This is a genomic window from Pseudomonas entomophila, assembly GCF_018417595.1.
GTDB lineage: Bacteria > Pseudomonadota > Gammaproteobacteria > Pseudomonadales > Pseudomonadaceae > Aquipseudomonas > Aquipseudomonas entomophila_C.
In genome coordinates, this window is sequence record NZ_CP070982.1 from 4,459,207 (window position 1) to 4,478,424 (window position 19,218).

General features: G+C 63.3%; 17 protein-coding genes, 1 tRNA gene and 1 pseudogene. 9 read left to right on the forward strand and 10 right to left on the reverse strand.

Translation table 11 applies throughout. The annotated features are described in order from the left end of the window. Nucleotides 1-255 precede the first annotated feature (255 nt). Complete coding sequence (locus tag JYG34_RS19340; RefSeq protein ID WP_011535125.1) at nt 256-447, reverse strand: DUF4223 family protein; 192 nt, start codon at nt 445-447, stop codon at nt 256-258. Between the two features lie 547 nt (nt 448-994). On the opposite strand from JYG34_RS19340, the gene JYG34_RS26725 reads away from it, so the two are divergent. Beyond that, nucleotides 995-1,222, forward strand: coding sequence for a DUF3077 domain-containing protein (locus tag JYG34_RS26725; protein WP_434011754.1), 228 nt, complete (start codon nt 995-997; stop codon nt 1,220-1,222). A gap of 339 nt (nt 1,223-1,561) precedes the next feature. Continuing rightward, a complete protein-coding gene (locus JYG34_RS19350) occupies nt 1,562-2,038 on the forward strand; it encodes a hypothetical protein (RefSeq protein WP_213657905.1) in 477 nt (158 codons plus the stop codon). 99 nt (nt 2,039-2,137) lie between these two features. On the opposite strand, the gene JYG34_RS19355 is transcribed toward JYG34_RS19350, so the two are convergent. From JYG34_RS19355 to dapA, 5 genes are all read right to left on the reverse strand, one after another. Next, nucleotides 2,138-2,227: transfer RNA gene (locus tag JYG34_RS19355), tRNA-Ser, on the reverse strand. Nucleotides 2,228-2,318: 91 nt separating this feature from the next. Next, nucleotides 2,319-3,029, reverse strand: coding sequence for a phosphoribosylaminoimidazolesuccinocarboxamide synthase (purC, locus tag JYG34_RS19360; protein ID WP_011535129.1), 711 nt, complete (start codon nt 3,027-3,029; stop codon nt 2,319-2,321). A gap of 29 nt (nt 3,030-3,058) precedes the next feature. Further along, nucleotides 3,059-3,817 carry an MBL fold metallo-hydrolase gene (locus JYG34_RS19365; protein ID WP_213657906.1) on the reverse strand — a complete coding sequence of 253 codons (759 nt, stop codon included), beginning with the start codon at nt 3,815-3,817 and terminating at the stop codon, nt 3,059-3,061. Next, nucleotides 3,818-4,933: an outer membrane protein assembly factor BamC gene (gene bamC, locus JYG34_RS19370; protein WP_213657907.1), complete on the reverse strand. Its 1,116-nt coding sequence runs from the start codon at nt 4,931-4,933 to the stop codon at nt 3,818-3,820. 17 nt (nt 4,934-4,950) lie between these two features. Then, on the reverse strand, nt 4,951-5,838 hold the full coding sequence (gene dapA / locus JYG34_RS19375; RefSeq protein WP_213657908.1) for a 4-hydroxy-tetrahydrodipicolinate synthase: 888 nt from the start codon (nt 5,836-5,838) through the stop codon (nt 4,951-4,953). A gap of 259 nt (nt 5,839-6,097) precedes the next feature. Here dapA and JYG34_RS19380 point away from each other — a divergent pair, with 259 nt between their 5' ends. Together JYG34_RS19380 and JYG34_RS19385 are read left to right on the forward strand one after the other, a co-directional pair. Further along, nucleotides 6,098-6,658, forward strand: a complete 561-nt coding sequence (locus JYG34_RS19380; RefSeq protein WP_011535133.1) for a glycine cleavage system protein R — start codon at nt 6,098-6,100, stop codon at nt 6,656-6,658. A gap of 10 nt (nt 6,659-6,668) precedes the next feature. Beyond that, nucleotides 6,669-7,142: a peroxiredoxin gene (locus JYG34_RS19385; protein ID WP_213657909.1), complete on the forward strand. Its 474-nt coding sequence runs from the start codon at nt 6,669-6,671 to the stop codon at nt 7,140-7,142. 95 nt (nt 7,143-7,237) lie between these two features. On the opposite strand, the gene JYG34_RS19390 is transcribed toward JYG34_RS19385, so the two are convergent. Both JYG34_RS19390 and JYG34_RS19395 read right to left on the reverse strand, forming a co-directional pair. Then, a complete protein-coding gene (locus JYG34_RS19390; RefSeq protein ID WP_213657910.1) occupies nt 7,238-8,308 on the reverse strand; it encodes an AI-2E family transporter in 1,071 nt (356 codons plus the stop codon). A gap of 20 nt (nt 8,309-8,328) precedes the next feature. After that, complete coding sequence (locus JYG34_RS19395; RefSeq protein ID WP_011535136.1) at nt 8,329-8,568, reverse strand: sulfurtransferase TusA family protein; 240 nt, start codon at nt 8,566-8,568, stop codon at nt 8,329-8,331. Between the two features lie 106 nt (nt 8,569-8,674). Between JYG34_RS19395 and JYG34_RS19400 the strand changes: the two genes are divergently transcribed. Continuing rightward, a complete protein-coding gene (locus JYG34_RS19400) occupies nt 8,675-10,111 on the forward strand; it encodes a M48 family metalloprotease (RefSeq protein ID WP_213657911.1) in 1,437 nt (478 codons plus the stop codon). Nucleotides 10,112-10,249: 138 nt separating this feature from the next. Here the strand turns inward: JYG34_RS19400 and nadA are convergent, their stop codons facing one another. Both nadA and JYG34_RS19410 read right to left on the reverse strand, forming a co-directional pair. Further along, on the reverse strand, nt 10,250-11,308 hold the full coding sequence (gene nadA, locus JYG34_RS19405; protein ID WP_213657912.1) for a quinolinate synthase NadA: 1,059 nt from the start codon (nt 11,306-11,308) through the stop codon (nt 10,250-10,252). 252 nt (nt 11,309-11,560) lie between these two features. Beyond that, the gene (locus JYG34_RS19410) at nt 11,561-13,075 is read right to left on the reverse strand and encodes a YdgA family protein (protein WP_213657913.1); all 1,515 of its coding nucleotides are present in this window, start codon (nt 13,073-13,075) and stop codon (nt 11,561-11,563) included. Between the two features lie 645 nt (nt 13,076-13,720). Between JYG34_RS19410 and JYG34_RS19415 the strand changes: the two genes are divergently transcribed. The 4 genes and pseudogenes from JYG34_RS19415 (at nt 13,721) to JYG34_RS19425 (ending at nt 19,203) form a co-directional block, all read left to right on the forward strand. After that, a complete protein-coding gene (locus JYG34_RS19415; RefSeq protein WP_213657914.1) occupies nt 13,721-15,073 on the forward strand; it encodes an APC family permease in 1,353 nt (450 codons plus the stop codon). Nucleotides 15,074-15,358: 285 nt separating this feature from the next. Next, a pseudogene (locus tag JYG34_RS26730) lies at nt 15,359-16,348 on the forward strand (PDC sensor domain-containing protein); the annotation flags it as partial. A gap of 102 nt (nt 16,349-16,450) precedes the next feature. Then, on the forward strand, nt 16,451-17,206 hold the full coding sequence (locus JYG34_RS26735) for a methyl-accepting chemotaxis protein (protein WP_434011756.1): 756 nt from the start codon (nt 16,451-16,453) through the stop codon (nt 17,204-17,206). A gap of 230 nt (nt 17,207-17,436) precedes the next feature. Continuing rightward, the gene (locus tag JYG34_RS19425) at nt 17,437-19,203 is read left to right on the forward strand and encodes a phosphoethanolamine transferase CptA (RefSeq protein WP_213657916.1); all 1,767 of its coding nucleotides are present in this window, start codon (nt 17,437-17,439) and stop codon (nt 19,201-19,203) included. Nucleotides 19,204-19,218 lie beyond the last annotated feature (15 nt).

A 19,218-nucleotide genomic window follows, 5' to 3' on the forward strand; every position in this document is an offset into this window, starting at 1 on the left:
GCAGCCAGAGAGACATTGGACGCGCCAGCCTTTGGTCGGATTGACCGACAAGGCTGAAACGATTTACGGATTGTAACCGAATTGCCAGCACAAACAAACGCGGGCCGGAGCGTCAATACGACAGGTTGCCACGCGACAAGCCGCCACGCAGGTCGGTGGCGAATCCCATCGTCAGAAAACAAAAACCCCCGGCCAAGTCCTTGGTCGGGGGTCTTGGATCAAGCCGCAATCGGCCTGATCAGGGGTATCCCAGGATTACTGCTGCTGAGGCAGTTTATCGATCGGGCCGCAGCCGCCGATCATCTTGGAGATGGAAACCGATGGGTGGAACAGGTAGTCGTACGAGCAGTTCTTCGGCTGGTTGTAGACTTGGCCAGTGCAACCGGACAGCAGGGCAACGCCCGAAACGACAGCAACAGCAACAGTAGCTTTGATCAGCTTTTTCATAAAAATCCTTTAAGTCCATGATCCACCATCAAGCTGATGGCGCGCGGATCATACGGGAAAAGGATGAAAGTGTGAACGCTGTTAGTACATACGCACTAGTTGTGGATCGTGAACTCATCCATTCTCGGAGCCGAAACCAAGCCTGCTAAATCGTTACAGGCAGCCTTATTGGGCATGAATCGACTCTACTTGCCCTCCTGTAGGCGCGGATTCATCCGCGAAGCAAACACCGCATTTTTTGACGACTGTCGAGGCATATGCACCTGCTTGCCAACGTCAACTAAACCGACCAGAGTTCTACATTCCTATGTTTTGTCTGTACCCTCACCGCCGCCCAGCACACCGCGATGATCCATACCAAACCGCCCGGCCAGGTCATGGCATTGACCGCCGTCCACGAATTCGACAGCGCACGCACTTTGGTCGAGATGGCCTTGAGCCGTGTACAGGCAAGGCATTGATCGCGTCACCCCGCGAACAAGGAGAATCGGCATGAGCAAAGAAAGGCCCACTACCACAATCGGCATCTGAAGTTTTGTCGAAAGCGGTGAAATCAACAACGAACAACCGCTGTTTTGAGTGTCACGCGCTGGACTATGCGCTGGAACAATCCACAATATTGATGACCTGTACCCACACCCTGAGCGATATCGCGCTGACGCACGACCTGAAGAACGCCCCTACATTGTTAGCCGCCGCACACTATCTCACCGGCATGGCCAAAGCACTGTCGCAAGATGTCTCCCACGCAATTACGAACAACCCGTCTGTTTAATGCAAAAAGCCCCGTAGCGCGAACTACGGGGCTCTCCGCAAAGAGGCTGGAAGGGAAACTTGATCCCGTAATCCCATGCATTGAAATCGTTTCAAACTTCATTGCACGCATTCTTTCGAGCGAAAGTGGCGACTCTCTTCAAGGCTCGACAGACACGTAAATAGTAGCACTTAGCCATGTCAACGCCTTGCCTAATAGCCGGTAGTCCATTTCCGAATCGAGTATTCAGGCCCGCCAACGTGTTGCCGCTGGCTGGGTGCTGCTCTAGGCTCTTCCTCGTCGGAGCCCTAGACGAACAGATCATGGTGCTTCAGGAGCTATTCGTAGTGGAGGCCGCAGATGGCTAAAAAAGACACACCAGGCGGTGGGCCGCGAAAACCCTGGGCCAACCATCTTCAGCGGCTTCATGCAGCAGGCATGGGCTTGGGTGGACGTGACAAGCCAGCAGAGTGGGTTGATGCTGCAACCCTAAACGGCCTGACCCGCGAAGAACTCAATGCCAAGTTCGAGACCATCGAGATCAAGATGGATGCTCGGGTAGAAGCCATCGCTTCGAAAATCGACGGTTTTCTCGGCGCCCAGACAGAGCGCGACAAGCGTCTGGATGACACGATCACAGGCGTGCGTCGAGACATTGTTCGGCTAGGGAACCTGAAGCTGAATATCTGGGGCGCCATGCTGACCGCTGTTGCGCTTGGTGTAGCGGTGGCAGCACTGAGCGTGTCGCTTTATCAAACAGGTAAAGGCGACATCCTGCCCCAGTCGTCACCTGCGATCCAGGCACCCGCCTTGGACCACGCTACACCCGACGCGTAGAAACACGTCGCAGCGAGTCTCTCCCTGAGCTTACCCACTTCCGTAAACGACGAAGCCCCCGAAAACTTACGTTTCCGGGGGCTTCGACTACTTCGCGTATGGCGGAGAGATAGGGATTTGAACCCTAGGTACTGTTGCCAGTACAACGGATTTCGAATCCGTCCCGTTCGACCACTCCGGCATCTCTCCAATGGCGCGCATCATACCAGCGTTTTCGTTTCTGGCAAACCTTTTTTGAAAAAAATTCGCGTGGTATCAGGCGCTTGCGTGAACGCGCCGCTTACAGCGGCACGCCCAGGCGTTTGGCAACTTCTTCGTAGGCTTCGATCACGTCGCCCAAGCCCTGGCGGAAGCGGTCCTTGTCCATCTTCTTGCGGGTCTCTTTATCCCACAGGCGGCAGCCGTCCGGGCTGAACTCGTCGCCCAGGACGATCTGGCCGTGGAACACACCGAACTCCAGCTTGAAGTCGACCAGCAAGAGGCCTGCGTCATCGAACAGCTTGCTCAGCACTTCGTTGACTTTCAGCGACAGCTTCTTCATCTCGACCAGCTGCTCGGCGGTGCCCCAGCCGAAGGCGACGACGTGGGATTCGTTGATGAAGGGGTCGCCCTTCTCGTCGTTCTTCAGGAACAGTTCGAAGGTGGACGGCTCCAGCTTGATGCCCTCCTCCACGCCCAGGCGCTTGACCAGGCTGCCGGCGGCATAGTTACGCACCACGCATTCGACCGGGATCATGTCGAGCTTCTTCACCAGGCACTCGTTGTCGCCCAGCAGCTTGTCGAACTGGGTTGGTACGCCGGCTTCTTCAAGCTTCTGCATGATGAAGGCGTTGAACTTGTTGTTCACCATGCCCTTGCGGTCCAGCTGCTCGATGCGCTTGCCGTCGAACGCCGAGGTGTCGTTACGGAACAGCAGGATCAAGCGGTCGGCGTCGTCGGTCTTGTAAACCGATTTGGCCTTGCCGCGGTAGAGTTCGTCGCGTTTTTCCATGATGGGCTCCGCTTGCTTGAGTAGGTGGGCTAGGCGATCTGGCGCCAGTCGAGCCCATGGTCCTGGTTGGCCACCTGGAGCCAGTCCGGGTCGCACCCGAGGGTGTCGACAAAGCACTGGCGGGCCAGATGTGGCAGGTTGTTCTTGCTGCTGAGATGGGCCAGCACCAGGTGCTGCAGGTGCTGCCAGCCCAACTCGGCCACCAGGCTGGCGGCCTGGTGGTTGTTCAAATGTCCCTGGCTGCCGCCGACCCGTAGCTTGAGAAAGTTCGGGTAATGACCGCGGGCCAGCAGGTCACGGCAATGGTTGGCCTCGATCAGCAGTGCGTCCAGCCCTTGATAGCGCGACAACAGGTGGTAGTCGTAGCTGCCCAGGTCGGTGAGCATGCCGAAACGCCGGCGGCCATCGCTGATCACGTACTGCAACGGTTCGTAGGCGTCGTGCTCGACCCGGGTGGCGCTGACCTGCAGGTCACCGACCGTCAGCACATCGCCACAACCGAGAAAACCGGCCACATCCACCGGTTTGCGCAAACCGCGCAACGTGCCTTGGCTCATGTAGACCGGTACATTGTAGCGGCGCGACAGCAACCCTACCCCATGCACGTGGTCGGCATGTTCGTGGGTCACCAGCACCGCGCTCAGTTGCGAGGCCGACACCCCGAGCAGCGCCAGGCGCCGCTCGGTTTCCCGTAGCGAGAAGCCGCAGTCGACCAGGATGAAGGTGTCACCACTGGCGATCAGCGTGCCGTTTCCCTGGCTGCCGCTTCCAAGAACCGCGAAGCGCACTTAGCCCAGGTGGTCCTGGATCGCGCTCAGCACGCGGCGGGCCACATCGGCTGGGGCCACGGTGTTGATGTTCTTCTCGACGGTGACCTGAACGTTCTCGCCCACCTTGCTCAGGCGTACCTGATAACGCTCGGCACGGGCTTCACGCTCTTCCTTGCTTGGTTCGCTGCCGAACAGGCGGCTGAAGAAGCCAGGCTCCTTCTGCTTGTCGTCGGGCTTCTCGGACAGGTTGATGTAGTACAGGCCCAGGCTGCGGTTGATGTCCTCGACGCGCCACTCGCCCTGCTCCAGGGCACGGCCCACGCCGGACCAGGCACGATCGAGATCGGAGCCCAGGTACAGCACCGGGTTGCCGCTGCCGTCCTCGCTCAGGCTGACCTGGCTCGGGGCGTCGAAGTCACGCGCGGCGAGCAGCGACACCGAACCGCCTTTCTCGGCGTTGCGGTTCATGCTGGCGAGCATCTCGTCGACCAGCAGCGCGTCGGCGCCGGTATTGCTGGAGGTGGACGGGAAACTCGGTTCAGCCGTGCTGCCGGCCGGGCGCTCGACGCTGACCACGTACACTTCTGAGGTGTTGCGCTGCACGCCCGGCTCCATGCGCACCCGCACACGGACTTCGCTGTCCGGGCTGCTGGAGGCGCTGGCCAGACGCTGGCCGAGGGAGGCGGACAGCTCGTCGAAACGCTGCCAGGTGGTGCTGAACTCGCCAGTCTGCGGACGCTCTTCGGCGATGCGGAAGCCGTTGTCCTCGAAGAACTGGCGGGTCACCGGCCAGACTTCGGCCGGCGAGCGCTGGGCCAGCACCCAACGGCTGCTACCGCTGCGCTGCAGGCTGAAATCGCTGACTTCGGCGGTGGCCGACAGCGCTTGTGGACGCGGCACTTCGAACTCGCCGGTAGCGCGATCGTCGGCGACGTTACGCGGGATCGGCAGCAGCGGGTCCATGCGCTTGACGTTGCTGGCGTCCGGCGGCAGCTGCATCGGCGCGGTGGGGTGCGCCTGCAGGTAATCGCTGCCGCGGTCGCGGAAATAGCCATCCTCGCCCCACAGCCAGCCACACCCACTGGTGCTGGAGATGATCAGGGCGAGCGTGGAAAGACCAGCCAGTCGCTTCATGCGGTGTACTTCCTCGATTAAACCAGTACGCCGGACTGGCGCAAGGCAGTACGGACTTTTTCGTGACAGCCTTCGCTCAGCCAGGTCAGCGGCAGGCGGATACCTTTGTGCATCAGGCCCATCTCGACGAGCGCCCATTTCACCGGAATCGGGTTGGCCTCGCAGAACAGGTCCTTGTGCAGCGGCATGAGTTTTTCGTTGATTGCGCGGGCCTTCTCGGCATTGCCCTCAAGGGCGGCCTCGCACAGGTCGGCCATTTCGCGCGGGGCGACGTTGGCCGTGACGGAAATATTGCCCTTGCCGCCCATCAGAATGAGCTCGACGGCAGTCGGATCATCGCCGGACAGGACGATGAAGTCCTTGTCGACGCCATCCAGGATGGCCTTGGCGCGCTGCAGGTCGCCGGTGGCTTCCTTGATGCCGATGATGTTCTTGACCTTCGACAGGCGGATCACGGTGTCGGCCTGCATGTCGCAGGAGGTGCGGCCGGGCACGTTGTAGAGGATCTGCGGGATGTCGACGGCTTCGGCGATGTGCTTGAAGTGCTGGTACAGGCCTTCTTGCGTTGGCTTGTTGTAGTACGGCACGACCAGCAGGCAGGCGTCGGCACCGGCATTCTTGGCGTTCTTGGTCAGGTGCACGGCTTCGGCAGTGGAGTTGGCACCGGTACCGGCGATCACCGGGATTGGCTTCTTGCTGTGCTTGACCCGCTCGACCACATGCTTGATGACCAGGATGTGCTCTTCGACATCCAGCGTTGCGGATTCACCGGTGGTGCCGACAGCGACGATCGCGTGGGTGCCATTTTCCAGATGGAAGTCTACAAGTTTGTCGAGGCTGTCCCAATCAAGACGCCCTTGTGCATCCATGGGTGTGACCAATGCCACCATACTGCCCGCAATCATGTAACTGCTCCTGCCGGAAAAAGAGAGCGGTAATGGTACTGGCGCCATCGGCCTTGCACAAGCGAAGCAGGCGGGCGGAGCATTCCCCTTCGCGCCGCTTTTCGCTACCCTTGACCCTTTGATCGTTGCAGCGCGGCCCGCCGGGCCGTCGACAGTGCGCCTCGCCTGCGTCCACAGCCCATTAAACCGGCCGGGGCCCGCTGATAAAGGAGGCTTGCCCCCGTCCTGCATCGACCGCTCATCGCTTTAGGAATGCTGCATGTCCACCCCCACCGTTCGCGAACAATTCCTCGTCATCAGCGCCCTGGGCCCCAACCCCATGGAGCTGGCCAACGTCCTGAGCCGCGCGGCCTTCGACAACCGCTGCGCGGTGGTCACCTCGCGCCTGACCCGTCACGGCGAAACCAGCGCCCTGGTGCTGCAGGTCGGCGGCAGCTGGGATGCCCTGGCGCGCCTGGAGGCCACCCTGCCTGGCCTGGGCAAGAAGCATGGCCTCACGCTGGACGTGGTGCGCAGCGCCGACCAGGAAGTGCGCCCGCAGGCCCTGCCGTACGTCGCCTACGTCAGCGCCGCCTATCGCCCGGACATCATCAACGAGCTGTGCCAGTTCTTCCTCGACCACCGTGTCGAGCTGGAAGCGATGACCTGCGACACCTACCTCGCCCCGCAGACCGGCAGCAGCATGCTCAACGCCCAGTTCACCGTGATCCTGCCGGCCGGCACCCAGATCAGCTGGCTGCGCGACCAGTTCCTCGACTTCGCCGACGCCCTGAACCTGGATGCGCTGATCGAACCGTGGCGCCCACAGAACCCTGTGTAAGGAAGCTCCCATGGCCGTAGCACTCGACCAACCCGTTGCCGATTTCCACGCCCAGGCCACCAGTGGCCAGGCTGTCAGCCTCGCCGCGCTCAAGGGCCAGCAGGTGGTGCTGTACTTCTACCCCAAGGACAGCACTCCGGGCTGCACCACCGAGGGCCAGGGCTTCCGCGACCAGTACGCGGCGTTCCAGGCGGCCAACACCGTGGTGTTCGGCGTGTCGCGCGATGGCATCAAGTCGCACGAGAACTTCAAGGCCAAGCAGGCCTTCCCCTTCGAACTGATCAGCGACAAGGACGAGGCGCTGTGCCAGCTGTTCGACGTGATCAAGCTGAAGAAACTGTATGGCAAGGAATACATGGGCGTCGACCGCAGCACCTTCCTGATCGACAAGGACGGTGTGCTGCGTCAGGAATGGCGTGGGGTGAAGGTGCCCGGGCATGTGGATGCCGTGCTGGCGGCGGCCGAGGCCCTGGACAAGGCCTGAAGTCGACAGCGGCCTCTTCGCGGGTAAACCCGCGCCCACAGGGATATCACTGAACCTGTGGGAGCGGGTTTACCCGCGAGGAAGACACCTCATTTCTAAAGCATCGGCGCGACCGACGACTCCTGCCGCGGCCAGGCATCCAGCACGGCCTTGAACAACGTCGCCAGCGGGATCGCGAAGAAGATCCCCCAGAAGCCCCATAAGCCACCGAACAACAGCACCGCGCAAATGATCGCCACCGGGTGCAGGCTCACGGCCTCGGAGAACAGCAACGGCACCAGCACGTTGCCATCGAGCGCCTGGATGATCGCGTACACCGCCATCAGGTAGATGAACTGGTCGCCCCAGCCCCACTGGAACAGCGCGATCAGCGTCACCGGCACGGTCACCACCACCGCCCCCACGTAGGGCACCACCACCGACAACCCCACCAGCAGCGCCAGCAAGGCCGCGTAGTTGAGCCCCAGGCTGATGAAGGCGATGTAGGTGGCGATGCCGCAGATCAGGATCTCGATGCCCTTGCCACGGATGTAGTTGGCGATCTGCCGGTTCATTTCCACCCCCACCCGATTGAGCAGCGTGCGCTGGCGCGGCAGGTAGCCGCTGACCCAGCGGCCGATCAACTCGCGGTCCTTGAGGAAGAAGAACACCAGGATCGGTACCAGCACCAGGTAGATCATGGCGTTGACCAGCAGCGGCAGGCTCGACAACGAAAAGGTCAGCGCCCATTGGCCGAACTTGCCGATCTCGCCCCGCACCGACTCGATGGCCCGCAGTACCTGCTCGTCAGACACCAGGTGCGGGTAGCGCTCCGGCAGCAACAGCAGCAGCGACTGCCATTTGCCGAGCATGCCCGGCAATTCGTTGAACAAGGTGATCAACTGATGCCAGAGCAGCGGCACCAGCACCAGCATGAACACCGCCAGGGCGCCCATGAACAGGGTGAACACCAGCCAAACCGCCAACCGGCTCGGCACCTTCAGCCGCTCCAGGGCGTTGACCAGCCCTTGCATCAGGAACGCCAGGACCATGCCCGCCAGCACCGGCGCGAGCATGCCGCCCAACGTGAGCACCACGGTGAAGGCCAGGAACAGCAGGACCGCCAGCACCACCGCCTCCTCGTCGGAGAAGTAGCGCTGCATCCAGTCGCGTAGCACTTTGAACATTGACGATCCTTGGAAAAGACTCAGGCCTTGCGCAGCCAGTAGGTGTATACCCCGGCTTCGGCCGTTTCGCGCAACAGCGTATGACCGGCAAGCTGGGCGAAAGTGCGGAAATCGCGCTGCGAACCGGCATCGGTGGCGATCACCTTGAGCACCGCGCCGCTGGCCAGGCGGTTGAGTTCCATCTTGGCCTTGAGCAGCGGCAGGGGGCAATTCAGCCCGCTGGCGTCGAGTTCGGCGTCGCAGGTCGGGGTGTCGCTCATCAGGCATGTCTCCGGGGCGGGGCAGAAAAGTCCCGTAGGATAGCGCCACTGGTCGGCATCGCGCGACCCGGCTACAGTAAGCCTTTTGACCGACGCGAGCTTCTGCATGAATCTACTGCGCCCCACCCTGTTGACGCTGGCCTGCCTGATGGCCCTGCCCGGCCACGCCGACGACCTGCCGTCACTGGGCGATGCCAGCTCCGCGATCGTTTCGCCGCAGCAGGAACACCAGCTCGGTCGCGCCTGGCTGAGCCTGTTGCGGGGCCAGGTCAACCAGCTGAACGACCCGCAGCTCAAGGACTACGTCGAAACCACCGTGTACAAGCTGGCCGAGACCAGCCAGGTACAGGACCGCCGCCTCGAGTTCATCCTCATCGACAGCAAGGAACTCAACGCCTTCGCCGCGCCCGGCGGCATCATCGGGGTCAACGGCGGCCTGTTCCTCAACGCCCAGACCGAAGGCGAGTATGCCTCGGTACTGGCCCACGAACTGGCGCACTTGTCGCAACGCCACTTCGCCCGGGGCGTCGAAGCCCAGCAACGCATGCAACTCCCCATGATGGCCGCGCTGCTGGCGGGCATCGTGCTGGCCGCCGGCGGCGGTGGCGATGCCGGTATCGGCGTCATCGCCGGCACCCAGGCCGCGGCGATCCAGGAGCAACGGCGCTTCTCCCGGCAGAACGAGCAGGAGGCCGACCGCATTGGCATCCTCAACCTGGAAAAGGCCGGCTACGACCCGCGCAACATGCCCAACATGTTCGAGCGCCTGGCCCGCCAGTACCGCTATGACGCCAAGCCACCGGAATTCCTCCTGACCCACCCGGTCACCGAATCGCGTATCGCCGACACCCGCAACCGCGCCGAACAGGCCCGCAAGGACGGTACCGAGGATACCCTGCGCTACCAACTGATCCGCGCCCGCGTGGCACTCACCTACGAAGGCACCCCCGGCCTGGCTGCCAAGCGTTTCCGCGCCCAGCTCGACGAGAACCCGCAGATGGATGCGGCGCGCTATGGCCTGGCCCTGGCGCAGATCAAGGGTGGCCAGCTCAATGAAGCACGGGAAAACCTCAAGCCGCTGCTGATAAAGGCGCCCAACGACATCACCTACAACCTGGCGCAGATCGACCTGGATATCACCAACAACCGCCTGGCCGACGCCCAGCAACGCGCCCAGCGCCTGCAGGGGCTGTATCCGGGCAACTATCCGTTGAAACAGGTGCGCGCCGACCTGCTGATCAAGCAGGGCAAGCCGTCAGAAGCGGAAAAGGTGCTGGACGACCTGGTCAAGAGCCGACCGGACGATCCGGATGTGTGGTACGACGTTGCCGAAGTGCGCGGCCTGTCGGGCAACACCATCGGCCTGCACCGCGCCCGTGCCGAGTACTTCACCTTGGTCGGCGACTTCGACCAGGCAATCCAGCAGCTCGACTACGCCAAACGCCGCGCCGGCAGCAACTTCCCGCTGGCCTCGCAGATCGACCAGCGCCAGCGCGAGATCATGGAGCAGCAGCGGATGGTCAAAGAGATGATGGGGCGCTAGGTTCCGGCACTGACCCTCCAGCAGGAGCGGCTTTAGCCGCGATCACCCGCGAAGCGGGTAACAGAAACCGCGGTGCCTGCATCGCGGCTAAAGCCGCTCCTACAGAGGCAACAGTCCAGCGATCGCCGGCAAATTGCGTCAGGCGTTACCGGACAACTTCAAGCGCGCTGCCTGGGTGAAATCCAGCATGCGGTTCAACGGCTTGATCGCCTTGGGGATCAGCGCCGGCTCGACGAAGATCTCGTTGCTGCCCTGGCGCAGGCAATCCAACACCCGCTCCAGCGTGTTCATGGCCATCCACGGGCAGTGCGCGCAGCTACGGCACGTCGCGCCGTTACCGGCGGTCGGCGCCTCGACGAATTCCTTATCCGGGCACAACTGCTGCATCTTGTAGAAGATGCCGCGGTCGGTGGCGACGATGAAGGTCTTGTTGGGCAGGGTCTGCGCCGCCTTGATCAACTGGCTGGTGGAACCCACCGCGTCGGCCAGGTCGATCACCGCTTCCGGAGACTCCGGGTGCACCAGGATCGCCGCGTCCGGGTACAGCGCCTTCATGTCGGCCAGTTGGCGCGACTTGAACTCTTCGTGGACGATGCAGGCACCGTCCCACAGCAGCATGTCGGCACCGGTCTGCTTCTGGATGTAGCGGCCCAGGTGCTGGTCCGGGCCCCAGATGATGGTTTCGCCGTTGTCCATCAGGCTTTCGACGATTTCCAGCGCGCAGCTGGAGGTCACAACCCAGTCGGCCCGCGCCTTCACCGCGGCGGAGGTGTTGGCGTAGACCACCACGGTGCGCTCGGGATGCTGGTCACAGAAGGCGGAAAAGGCTTCCACCGGGCAGCCCAGGTCGAGGGAACAGGTCGCCTCGAGGGTGGGCATCAGCACGCGCTTTTCCGGGGTGAGGATTTTCGCGGTCTCGCCCATGAAACGCACGCCGGCCACCACCACGGTCTCGGCCGGATGATTCTTGCCGAAACGGGCCATTTCCAGTGAGTCGGACACGCAACCGCCCGTTTCCTCGGCCAGTGCCTGGATTACCGGATCGCAGTAGTAGTGGGCGACCAGCACGGCGTTCTGCCGCTTCAGCTCCGCGGCGATAGCCGCACGGTAATCGGCTTCCTGCTCGGGCGTCAGCGGATTGGGCTGCTTGGCGTCAAGATGGGCCTGAACCAACAGGCGTTCGGAAATCTGGGTCATGATCGCTGGACCTGCGGGGCGCGTGGGCGCGTCAGTCGAGTGTATCACCCGGCCCTGGCAGATCGGCTAACGGTGCCGGACGGCCAGCGTCACGGCCCCTCTGCGGGCGCGGATTATTATCGGACGCGAAGGCTACAGGCAATCGGGGCGATGCAAAAGGGGTTTTTGCGCAGGCCAGCAGGGCGACCGGCGTTGCGCCGATCACGGGGCAAGCCCGCTCCCACGGCGGGTGAGCGGGCTGCACCTGCGAGATCAGCCTTGCGGCGACAGCGCTGCCAGGTGAGCGCTGATCAGCATGGCGAACTCTTCGACGGTCATCTTCTTGCCGTTGAAGTCGACCATGCCATCGGCGTACTGCAGGCTGGCCACCACATCGCTGCCTTGCACCGTGGCCATGCCGCTCTGCACGGCCATCATGCCGACCATTTCACCGGCCTGGCCGGACTGCTGGGCAATGGCCTGGGCATCGGTTTCGCCTTCGAGCAGTGCCTGCAAGGTAGCCAGGTCACCGATCATCGGCTTGGACACGCTCAGCTTGCCATGCAGCTGCGAAATCAGCTGCTTGCCCAACTGGTCCGGCGGCAGGTCGAAGGAGCTTGGGTTGGCGAAGTCCATCGACAGGCTGAAGCGGCTTTCGCCATTGGCGGTCTTGAACGCCAGGCTCTCCAGCGCCAGCTGAGGCTTGCCGGCGAGCATCTTCTGCAAGTCACCCTGGACCTTGGCCTGCTCTTCAGGAGTCATGTCGAAGGACGGCATGGCCTCACCCTCGGCGGCGGCCTGCTGGACCTCCGGCAGCTTGGTCTGGTACCACTCCATCAGCGCCTGCATGGCCGGGATGTCGATGGACTTCATGGTGAAGACCATCTCGCCGCTGCCCACCTTGCGTCCGGCGTAGCTGATGTCGGCGACCTTGTACTCCAGGCGGCCGGACAGTTTATCCTTCGCATCGCCCTCGGCGTTGTACAGGTTGTTCTGCTGCAGCCCTTTGAGCACCAGCACTTCCTGCTTCGGCCCGCTGGTGATCTGGGCGTCGCCCAGGGCCATGTCGAGGTTGCCGACGTAGATCATGTCGTGGTCGGTCTCGGTGAGCTTGCCACCGATCTTGAAGCCGTTGAGCAGGATCTTCACCGGTGCCTGCTGCTCGTCGGCGAAGTTCAGCTCCAGGCGCTCGGCATTGCCGTGGACGGTGACGGCTTTGCCGTCACGATCGCTGCCCATCAGCAGCTGCAGGCCGGAGAAGTCCAGGACCTTGTCGCCGTCCTGCTCGAGCTTGACCGGGGCCAGGCGGATGTCGCTGTCGATGCCGCCGTCATAGCCCAGGCTGACCTGCGCAGTGACCGGTGCCTTGTCGCCAGTGGCGGTGAACCAGCCAGCGGTGAAGTCATCCTTCTCCAGTGCGCTGTTGCTGGTGGCCATCACCGGCATCAGCTTGAACGCCTTGACCCGCGACCAGGGGAACGGGCCGTGCTCGATCTGGTCGACCACGCCAACGTCGAAGTTGAGCGCCTCGGCTTCGCCGAGCTGCACGTTCTGGGCCTTGAGGCGGTAGTGCGCGGTGCTGGTGAAGAAGTGCTGCTCCAGCGAGGCCAGCTCGATGGTCATGCTGCCGCCGTTGCCGGCCAGGGCCTTCTTGAGCTCTTCGTTACCGCGCGCGACGGAGCGTTCCAGCTCCGCCGGCAGCTGCTTGCCGGTGTACCAGGCGCCAGCGGTGGTTGCGGCGGCGATGGCGACGGCCAGGCCGCAGAGGATGCCTACTGATTTCTTCATGAATAGAACCGATTGCTGTCCATAGGAGGGCGAATACGCGGCCCAGGGAGGTGACCGCGCAAGGGTGCAAGAATATCACCGACAGCCCGGGAACGCGGTGCTTTCACCGGGTTTTCTCTCTGGAAGGGCTACGCCCGAAATGCAAGAACGGGACTGTGCGACCTGTGGGAGCGGGCTTGCCCGCGAGCAGGATGCTGAGGCAACCGACGCTTTCGCGGGCAAGCCCGCTCCCACAGGAAGAAAACTCGCATAGCGATTGTAAATTTTTACGAACACCGAAATCGACTTACGCTCCCTGAAACGACAAAAACAAAGCAAAACGCGACCAAAAAACCCGATACCAATAAGGGTCATCTATCCCTTTGTCATGTTTAACTTGACACCCGATCCCCCATCGTTTTTATTTCCCCCACCTTGCACGCGCCCCACTCACAAAGAAGAAAAAAGCGCCGCCATGATGCCCAATCGCCCCAACCCCCAAGCGCCGCCGTCCTCGTCCCGGCGCTGCCTGCCCTGATACCCGCGCCCACCCCGCGCACTCCCTCGCTCCAACATAAAAGGTGAACAACATGGAGCCTGTCCGCTCGACCTTGCCGTGCCCGCCGCACGCCGTGCCCGTTGCCCAGGATCAGGAGAGCCGCCCGCATGCAGCCTGACCACAGCGCACCCGGCAACGGCCAGTTCCGCAAATCCCTGCGCCTCTGGCATGTGGTGATCATCGGCCTGGCCTACCTCACGCCGATGACCGTGTTCGATACCTTCGGCATCGTCTCGGGTATCACCGCAGGCCATGTGCCCAGCGCCTACATCCTGGCGCTGCTGGGCATCCTGTTCACCGCAGTGAGCTATGGCACCCTGGTGCGACGCTTCCCGCAATCCGGCTCGGCCTACACCTACACCCAGCGCGCCATCAACCCGCACGTGGGCTTCCTGGTCGGCTGGTCGTCGCTGCTGGATTACCTGCTGCTGCCCATGGTCAATGCACTGCTGGCCAAGCTCTACCTGTCGGCGATGTTCCCCGAGGTGCCGGGTTGGGTGTGGGTGACCGGGTTCGTCACCCTGATCAGCCTGATCAACATGCGCAGCGTCAACCTGGTGGCGCATTTCAACCTGCTGTTCGTTGTCGTGCAGGTGGCGATCATTGCCGTGTTCCTCTACCTCTGCTGGCGCGGCCTGGGCCACGGCGAAGGGCTGGGCACCGCCTGGAGCCTGGTGCCGTTCGCCGATGACCAGACCCAGTTCGCCGCGCTGGCCGCCGGCGCGACCATCCTGTGCTTCTCGTTCCTGGGCTTCGACGCGGTGACTTGCCTGTCGGAAGAGACCCGCAACCCAGGCAAGACCATCCCCCGGGCGATCTTCCTCACCGCCCTGATCGGCGGTGCGGTGTTCATCCTGGTGTCGTACTTCATCCAGGCCTACTTCCCAACCATGGCGCGCTTCCACGACCAGGAAGCGGCCCTGCCGGAAATCGCCCTGTACGTCGGCGGCAAGCTGTTCCAGTCGGTGTTCATCGCCTGCACGGTGATCAACACCATCGCCTCGGGCCTGGCCTCGCAGACCAGCGTCTCGCGCCTGCTGTACGTGATGGGCCGTGACAACGTGATCCCCGCCAGCGTGTTCGCCCGCCTGCATTCGCGCTACAAGACCCCGGTGATGAACATCGCAGTGGTCGGCCTGATCTCGCTGTCGGCGATCTTCTTCGACCTGGTCACCGCCACCTCGATCATCAACTTCGGCGCCCTGGTGGCGTTCAGCTTCGTCAACCTGTCGGTGATCAACCACTGCTATATCCGCGAGGGCCAGAACAAGGGCCTGACGAACAACCTCAAGTATCTGGTGGCGCCGACGATAGGCTTCTGCATCATCGTCTCGCTGTGGCTGGACCTGAACCAGAACTCGCTGCTGTTCGGCGGGATCTGGGCCGCGCTCGGGGTGCTGTACCTGGCCTGGCTGACCAAGGCTTTCCGGGTCGCACCGCCCAACTACGTCGCTGAATGACACCCGCCCACGACAACGCCCGCGCCTGACCGCGGGCGTTGTGCTTGAACCAAAAGGAACGTCACCATGCCGCTGCGTCGCCTCTCCATCCAGTGGAAGATCACCTTGCTGGCCGGCCTGTGCCTGCTGGCCATCGTCGCTCTGCTGGTCGCCACCTCGCTCACCCAGGCCAGGCGCAGCGCGGCGCTGGTCAGCCAGGCCAACGCCGAGATGCTCGAGCACAGCGCGCGCCTGCGCCTGCAAGCCCACGCCGAGACCCAGGCCCTGCGCATCCAGCGCTACTTCATGGATGCCTACCAGTACGGCAACGGCTTCGCCCGGCTGGTACAGGTGCTCAAGGCACGCGGTGACGTCGACTTGCGCGCGGCACTGACCGCCCAGGCCCGCAACGCCCTGGCGGGCAACCCTGACCTGACCGGCCTGTATCTGGTCTTCGAACCCAATGCCCTGGACCACCAGGACAACCGTTTCGTCGCCCAGGCCGACCAGGGCAGCAACGACAGCGGACGCTTCTCGCTGTACTGGTCACAATCGAGCCCTGGCGCGCTGCAGGCGGAAGCCATGCCCGAGTCGATGCTGGCCGACACCACGGTCGGCGCCAACGGCTCCCCTTACAATCGCTGGCTGACCTGCCCGCAGCAGAGCGCCAAGGCTTGCGTGCTCGACCCGTATTTCGACGAGGTCAACGGCCGCCAGGTGCTGATGACCAGCATCGCCCTGCCACTGCTCGAAGGCGGCAAGGTGGTCGGCGTGGTCGGCCTGGACATTGGCCTGGACAATTTGCAGCAACTGAGCCTGGATGGCCGCAAGGAACTGTTCGACGGCCAGGGCCAGGTCAGCATCGTCAGCCCTGCCGGGTTGCTGGCCGGCAATAGCCGTGATGCCAGCAAGCTGGCCAAGCCCCTGGAGCAGACCGTGGCCGACGGCCTGCTGCGCGTCGCCCGACCGTTCACCCCGATTCCCGACGCCGCGCCCTGGCAGGTGCTGCTGGAGCTGCCCGAGCAGGTACTGCAGGCACCGGCGGTGGCCCTGAACCAGCGCCTGGACGCCCACAACCAGAGCGCCAACCTCAGCAGCCTGTTGATCGGCCTGGGCGCGGCGGTCGTGGGCCTGCTGTTGGTGTGGCTGACCGCCCGCGGCGTGACCCGGCCGATCCTCGCCGTGGCTGCGCGGCTGAAGGATATCGCCAGTGGCGAAGGCGACCTGACGCGCCGCCTGGACTATGCCCGCGACGACGAACTGGGCCAGTTGACCGGCTGGTTCAACCGTTTCCTCGACAAGCTCCAGCCGGTGATCGCCCAGGTCAAGGGCTCGCTGCAGGAAGCCCGCGGCACCGCCGATCAATCGGCGGTCATCGCCAGCCAGACCAGCGCCGGCATGCAGCAACAGCACCGCGAGATCGAACAGGTGGCCACCGCCGCCAACGAGATGAGCGCCACCGCCCAGGACGTTGCCCACAATGCCTCGCAAGCCGCCCAGGCCGCCCGCGGTGCCGACCAGGCCGCCCGCGAAGGGCTGGCGCTGGTCGACGCCAACCGCCAGGCCATTGGCCGGCTGGCCAACGGCATGGACACCGCGATGCAGGAGGCACGCGCACTGGAAAGCCGCAGCGAGCAGATCGGTTCGGTGCTGGAGGTGATCCGCGCCATCGCCGAGCAGACCAACCTGCTGGCCCTCAATGCCGCCATCGAGGCAGCCCGCGCCGGCGAGGCCGGGCGTGGTTTTGCCGTGGTCGCCGACGAGGTGCGCAACCTGGCGCAGCGCACCCAGGTGTCGGTGGAAGAGATCCGCCAGGTGATCGAAGGCCTGCAGCAGGGCACCCGGGATGTGGTCGAGGCCATGCACGGCGGCCAGCGCCAAGCCCAGGACAGCGCCACGCAGATGGAACAGACCCTGCCCGCCCTGCAGCGAATCGGCGAGGCGGTGGCGGTGATCACCGACATGAACCTGCAGATTGCTTCAGCGGCCGAGGAGCAGAGCGCGGTGGCCGAAGAGGTGAACCGCAACGTGGCCGGGATCCGCGATGTGACCGAGTCGCTGTCGGGGCAAGCCGACGAGTCGGCGCGGATCAGCCAGGCCTTGAACCGCCTGGCCAACCAGCAGCAGGCGCTGATGGAGCAGTTCCGGGTGTAAGCCGACACCCATGGTACACCCCTGTAGGAGCGGCTTCAGCCGCGATCACCCGCACAGCGGGTGCCAGACGCCGCGTCGCCTGCATCGCGGCTGAAGCCGCTCCTACAGGGTCGGCGCCCCTCCAAGACTTTCATGTCGCGTTGACGTTCTTTTCACGTTGCCTGCATTAGCGTCGCCCCCCTTACCCGCCGCTCGCCGGATCCGGCAATTTCAGGTTCATCGAGGCATACGTGTCGACTTCTTCTACCTCCACCCGCAAACGCATGGACTGGGCCGGCCTGGGTTGGCTGCTGCTGTTCTTCTGGTACTTCTCCGGCGTGACCCAGGCCCTGCTGCTGTTCAGCGGCACCACCGGCTTCGCCGGCTTTCGCGACGCTTTCATCCTCAGCAGCCTGTGGCTCGCCCCGGTTCTGCTGCTGCCGCGCCTGACCCGCCCGCTGTCCGCGCTGATCGGGTTGGTGCTGTGGGCTTCGTCGCTGGTGGGCCTGAGCTACTTCGGCATCTATCACCAGGAGTTTTCGCAGAGCGTCATCTTCGTGATGTTCGAATCGAACACCGCTGAAGCCAGCGAATACTTCAGCCAGTACTTCAGTGTCACCCTGTGCCTGGCGCTGCTGCTCTACACGGTCGTCGCCGTGTTGCTGTGGCGACGCATCCGCCCAGTCACCCTGCCCCTGAGCACCCGCCTGCCGCTGGTCGTCGCACTGCTGGCCGCGATCCTGGTCTACCCCTTCTACAAACAGATGGTCACCCAGGAACGCTCGTTCGCCGATGCCCGGGAAAAGGTCGAACAACGCATGGAACCTGCCGTGCCTTGGCAACTGGTGGTCGGTTACCGACAGTACCGCCAGCAACTGGACAACATGCAGGAACTGCTTGACCAGAACGCCGCGCTGCCGCCGCTGCAAGGCCTCAAGGACAGCAACGGCGACACGCCGCGCACCCTGGTGCTGGTACTGGGCGAGTCCACCACCCGCGAGCACATGCACCTGTATGGCTACAACCGCGACACCACGCCCAACCTCGATGCCCTGGCCGCCAGCGACAAGGGCCTGACGGTGTTCCGCAACGTCGTCTCGCCGCGCCCCTACACCATCGAGGTGATGCAGCAGATCCTGACCTTCGGCGACGAGGAGCACCCTGATCGCTTCCTCACCGACCCGTCGCTGATCAACCTGATGAAACAGGCGGGCTACAAGACCTTCTGGATCACCAACCAACAGACCATGACCAAGCGCAACACCATGCTCACCACCTTCTCCCAGCAGACGGACGAGCCGGTGTACCTGAACAACCAGCGCAACCAGAATGCCAGCCAGTACGACGACGTGGTGCTGCCCCCCTTTGAGAAGGCCTTGCAGGACCCGGCGCCGAAGAAGCTCATCATTGTCCACTTGCTCGGCACGCACATGGACTACCGCTACCGCTACCCGGCGCAGTACGAGCACTTCAAGGACAACCAGGGGGCGCCTGCGGCGCTGACGCCCGACCAGGTGGAGACCTACAACTTCTACGACAACGCGGTGCGCTACAACGACTTCGTGGTGTCGAACCTGATCAAGCGCTATTCGGCGAGCACCCCGAATGGCTTCCTGCTGTACCTGTCCGACCATGGCGAGGACGTCTACAGCTCCGGCAACCACGACCGCCTGGGCCGCAACGAAGGCGATCCGACCCGGCCGATGTACACCATTCCGTTCCTGCTCTGGACCTCACCGAGCTGGCAGGCCAGCCACCCACGCGACCTGCAAGCGGCGGCCGCACGCCCTTACAGCAGCGCGCACCTGATCCATACGCTGTCCGACCTGGCCGGCCTCAGCTACGACCTTTACGAGCCCACCAAGAGCGTGGTCAGCGATCAGTTCGTCGCCACACCGCGCTGGATCGGCAACCCTTACGCGAAAAATGGCCTGCATGACTTCGATAAGTTGCCCACCGGCAAGGCCGACAAACAGCAGACAGTCAGCAGTGACACGCCCAAGCCGGGCAAGATCTGAGCACGAAGCAGACCA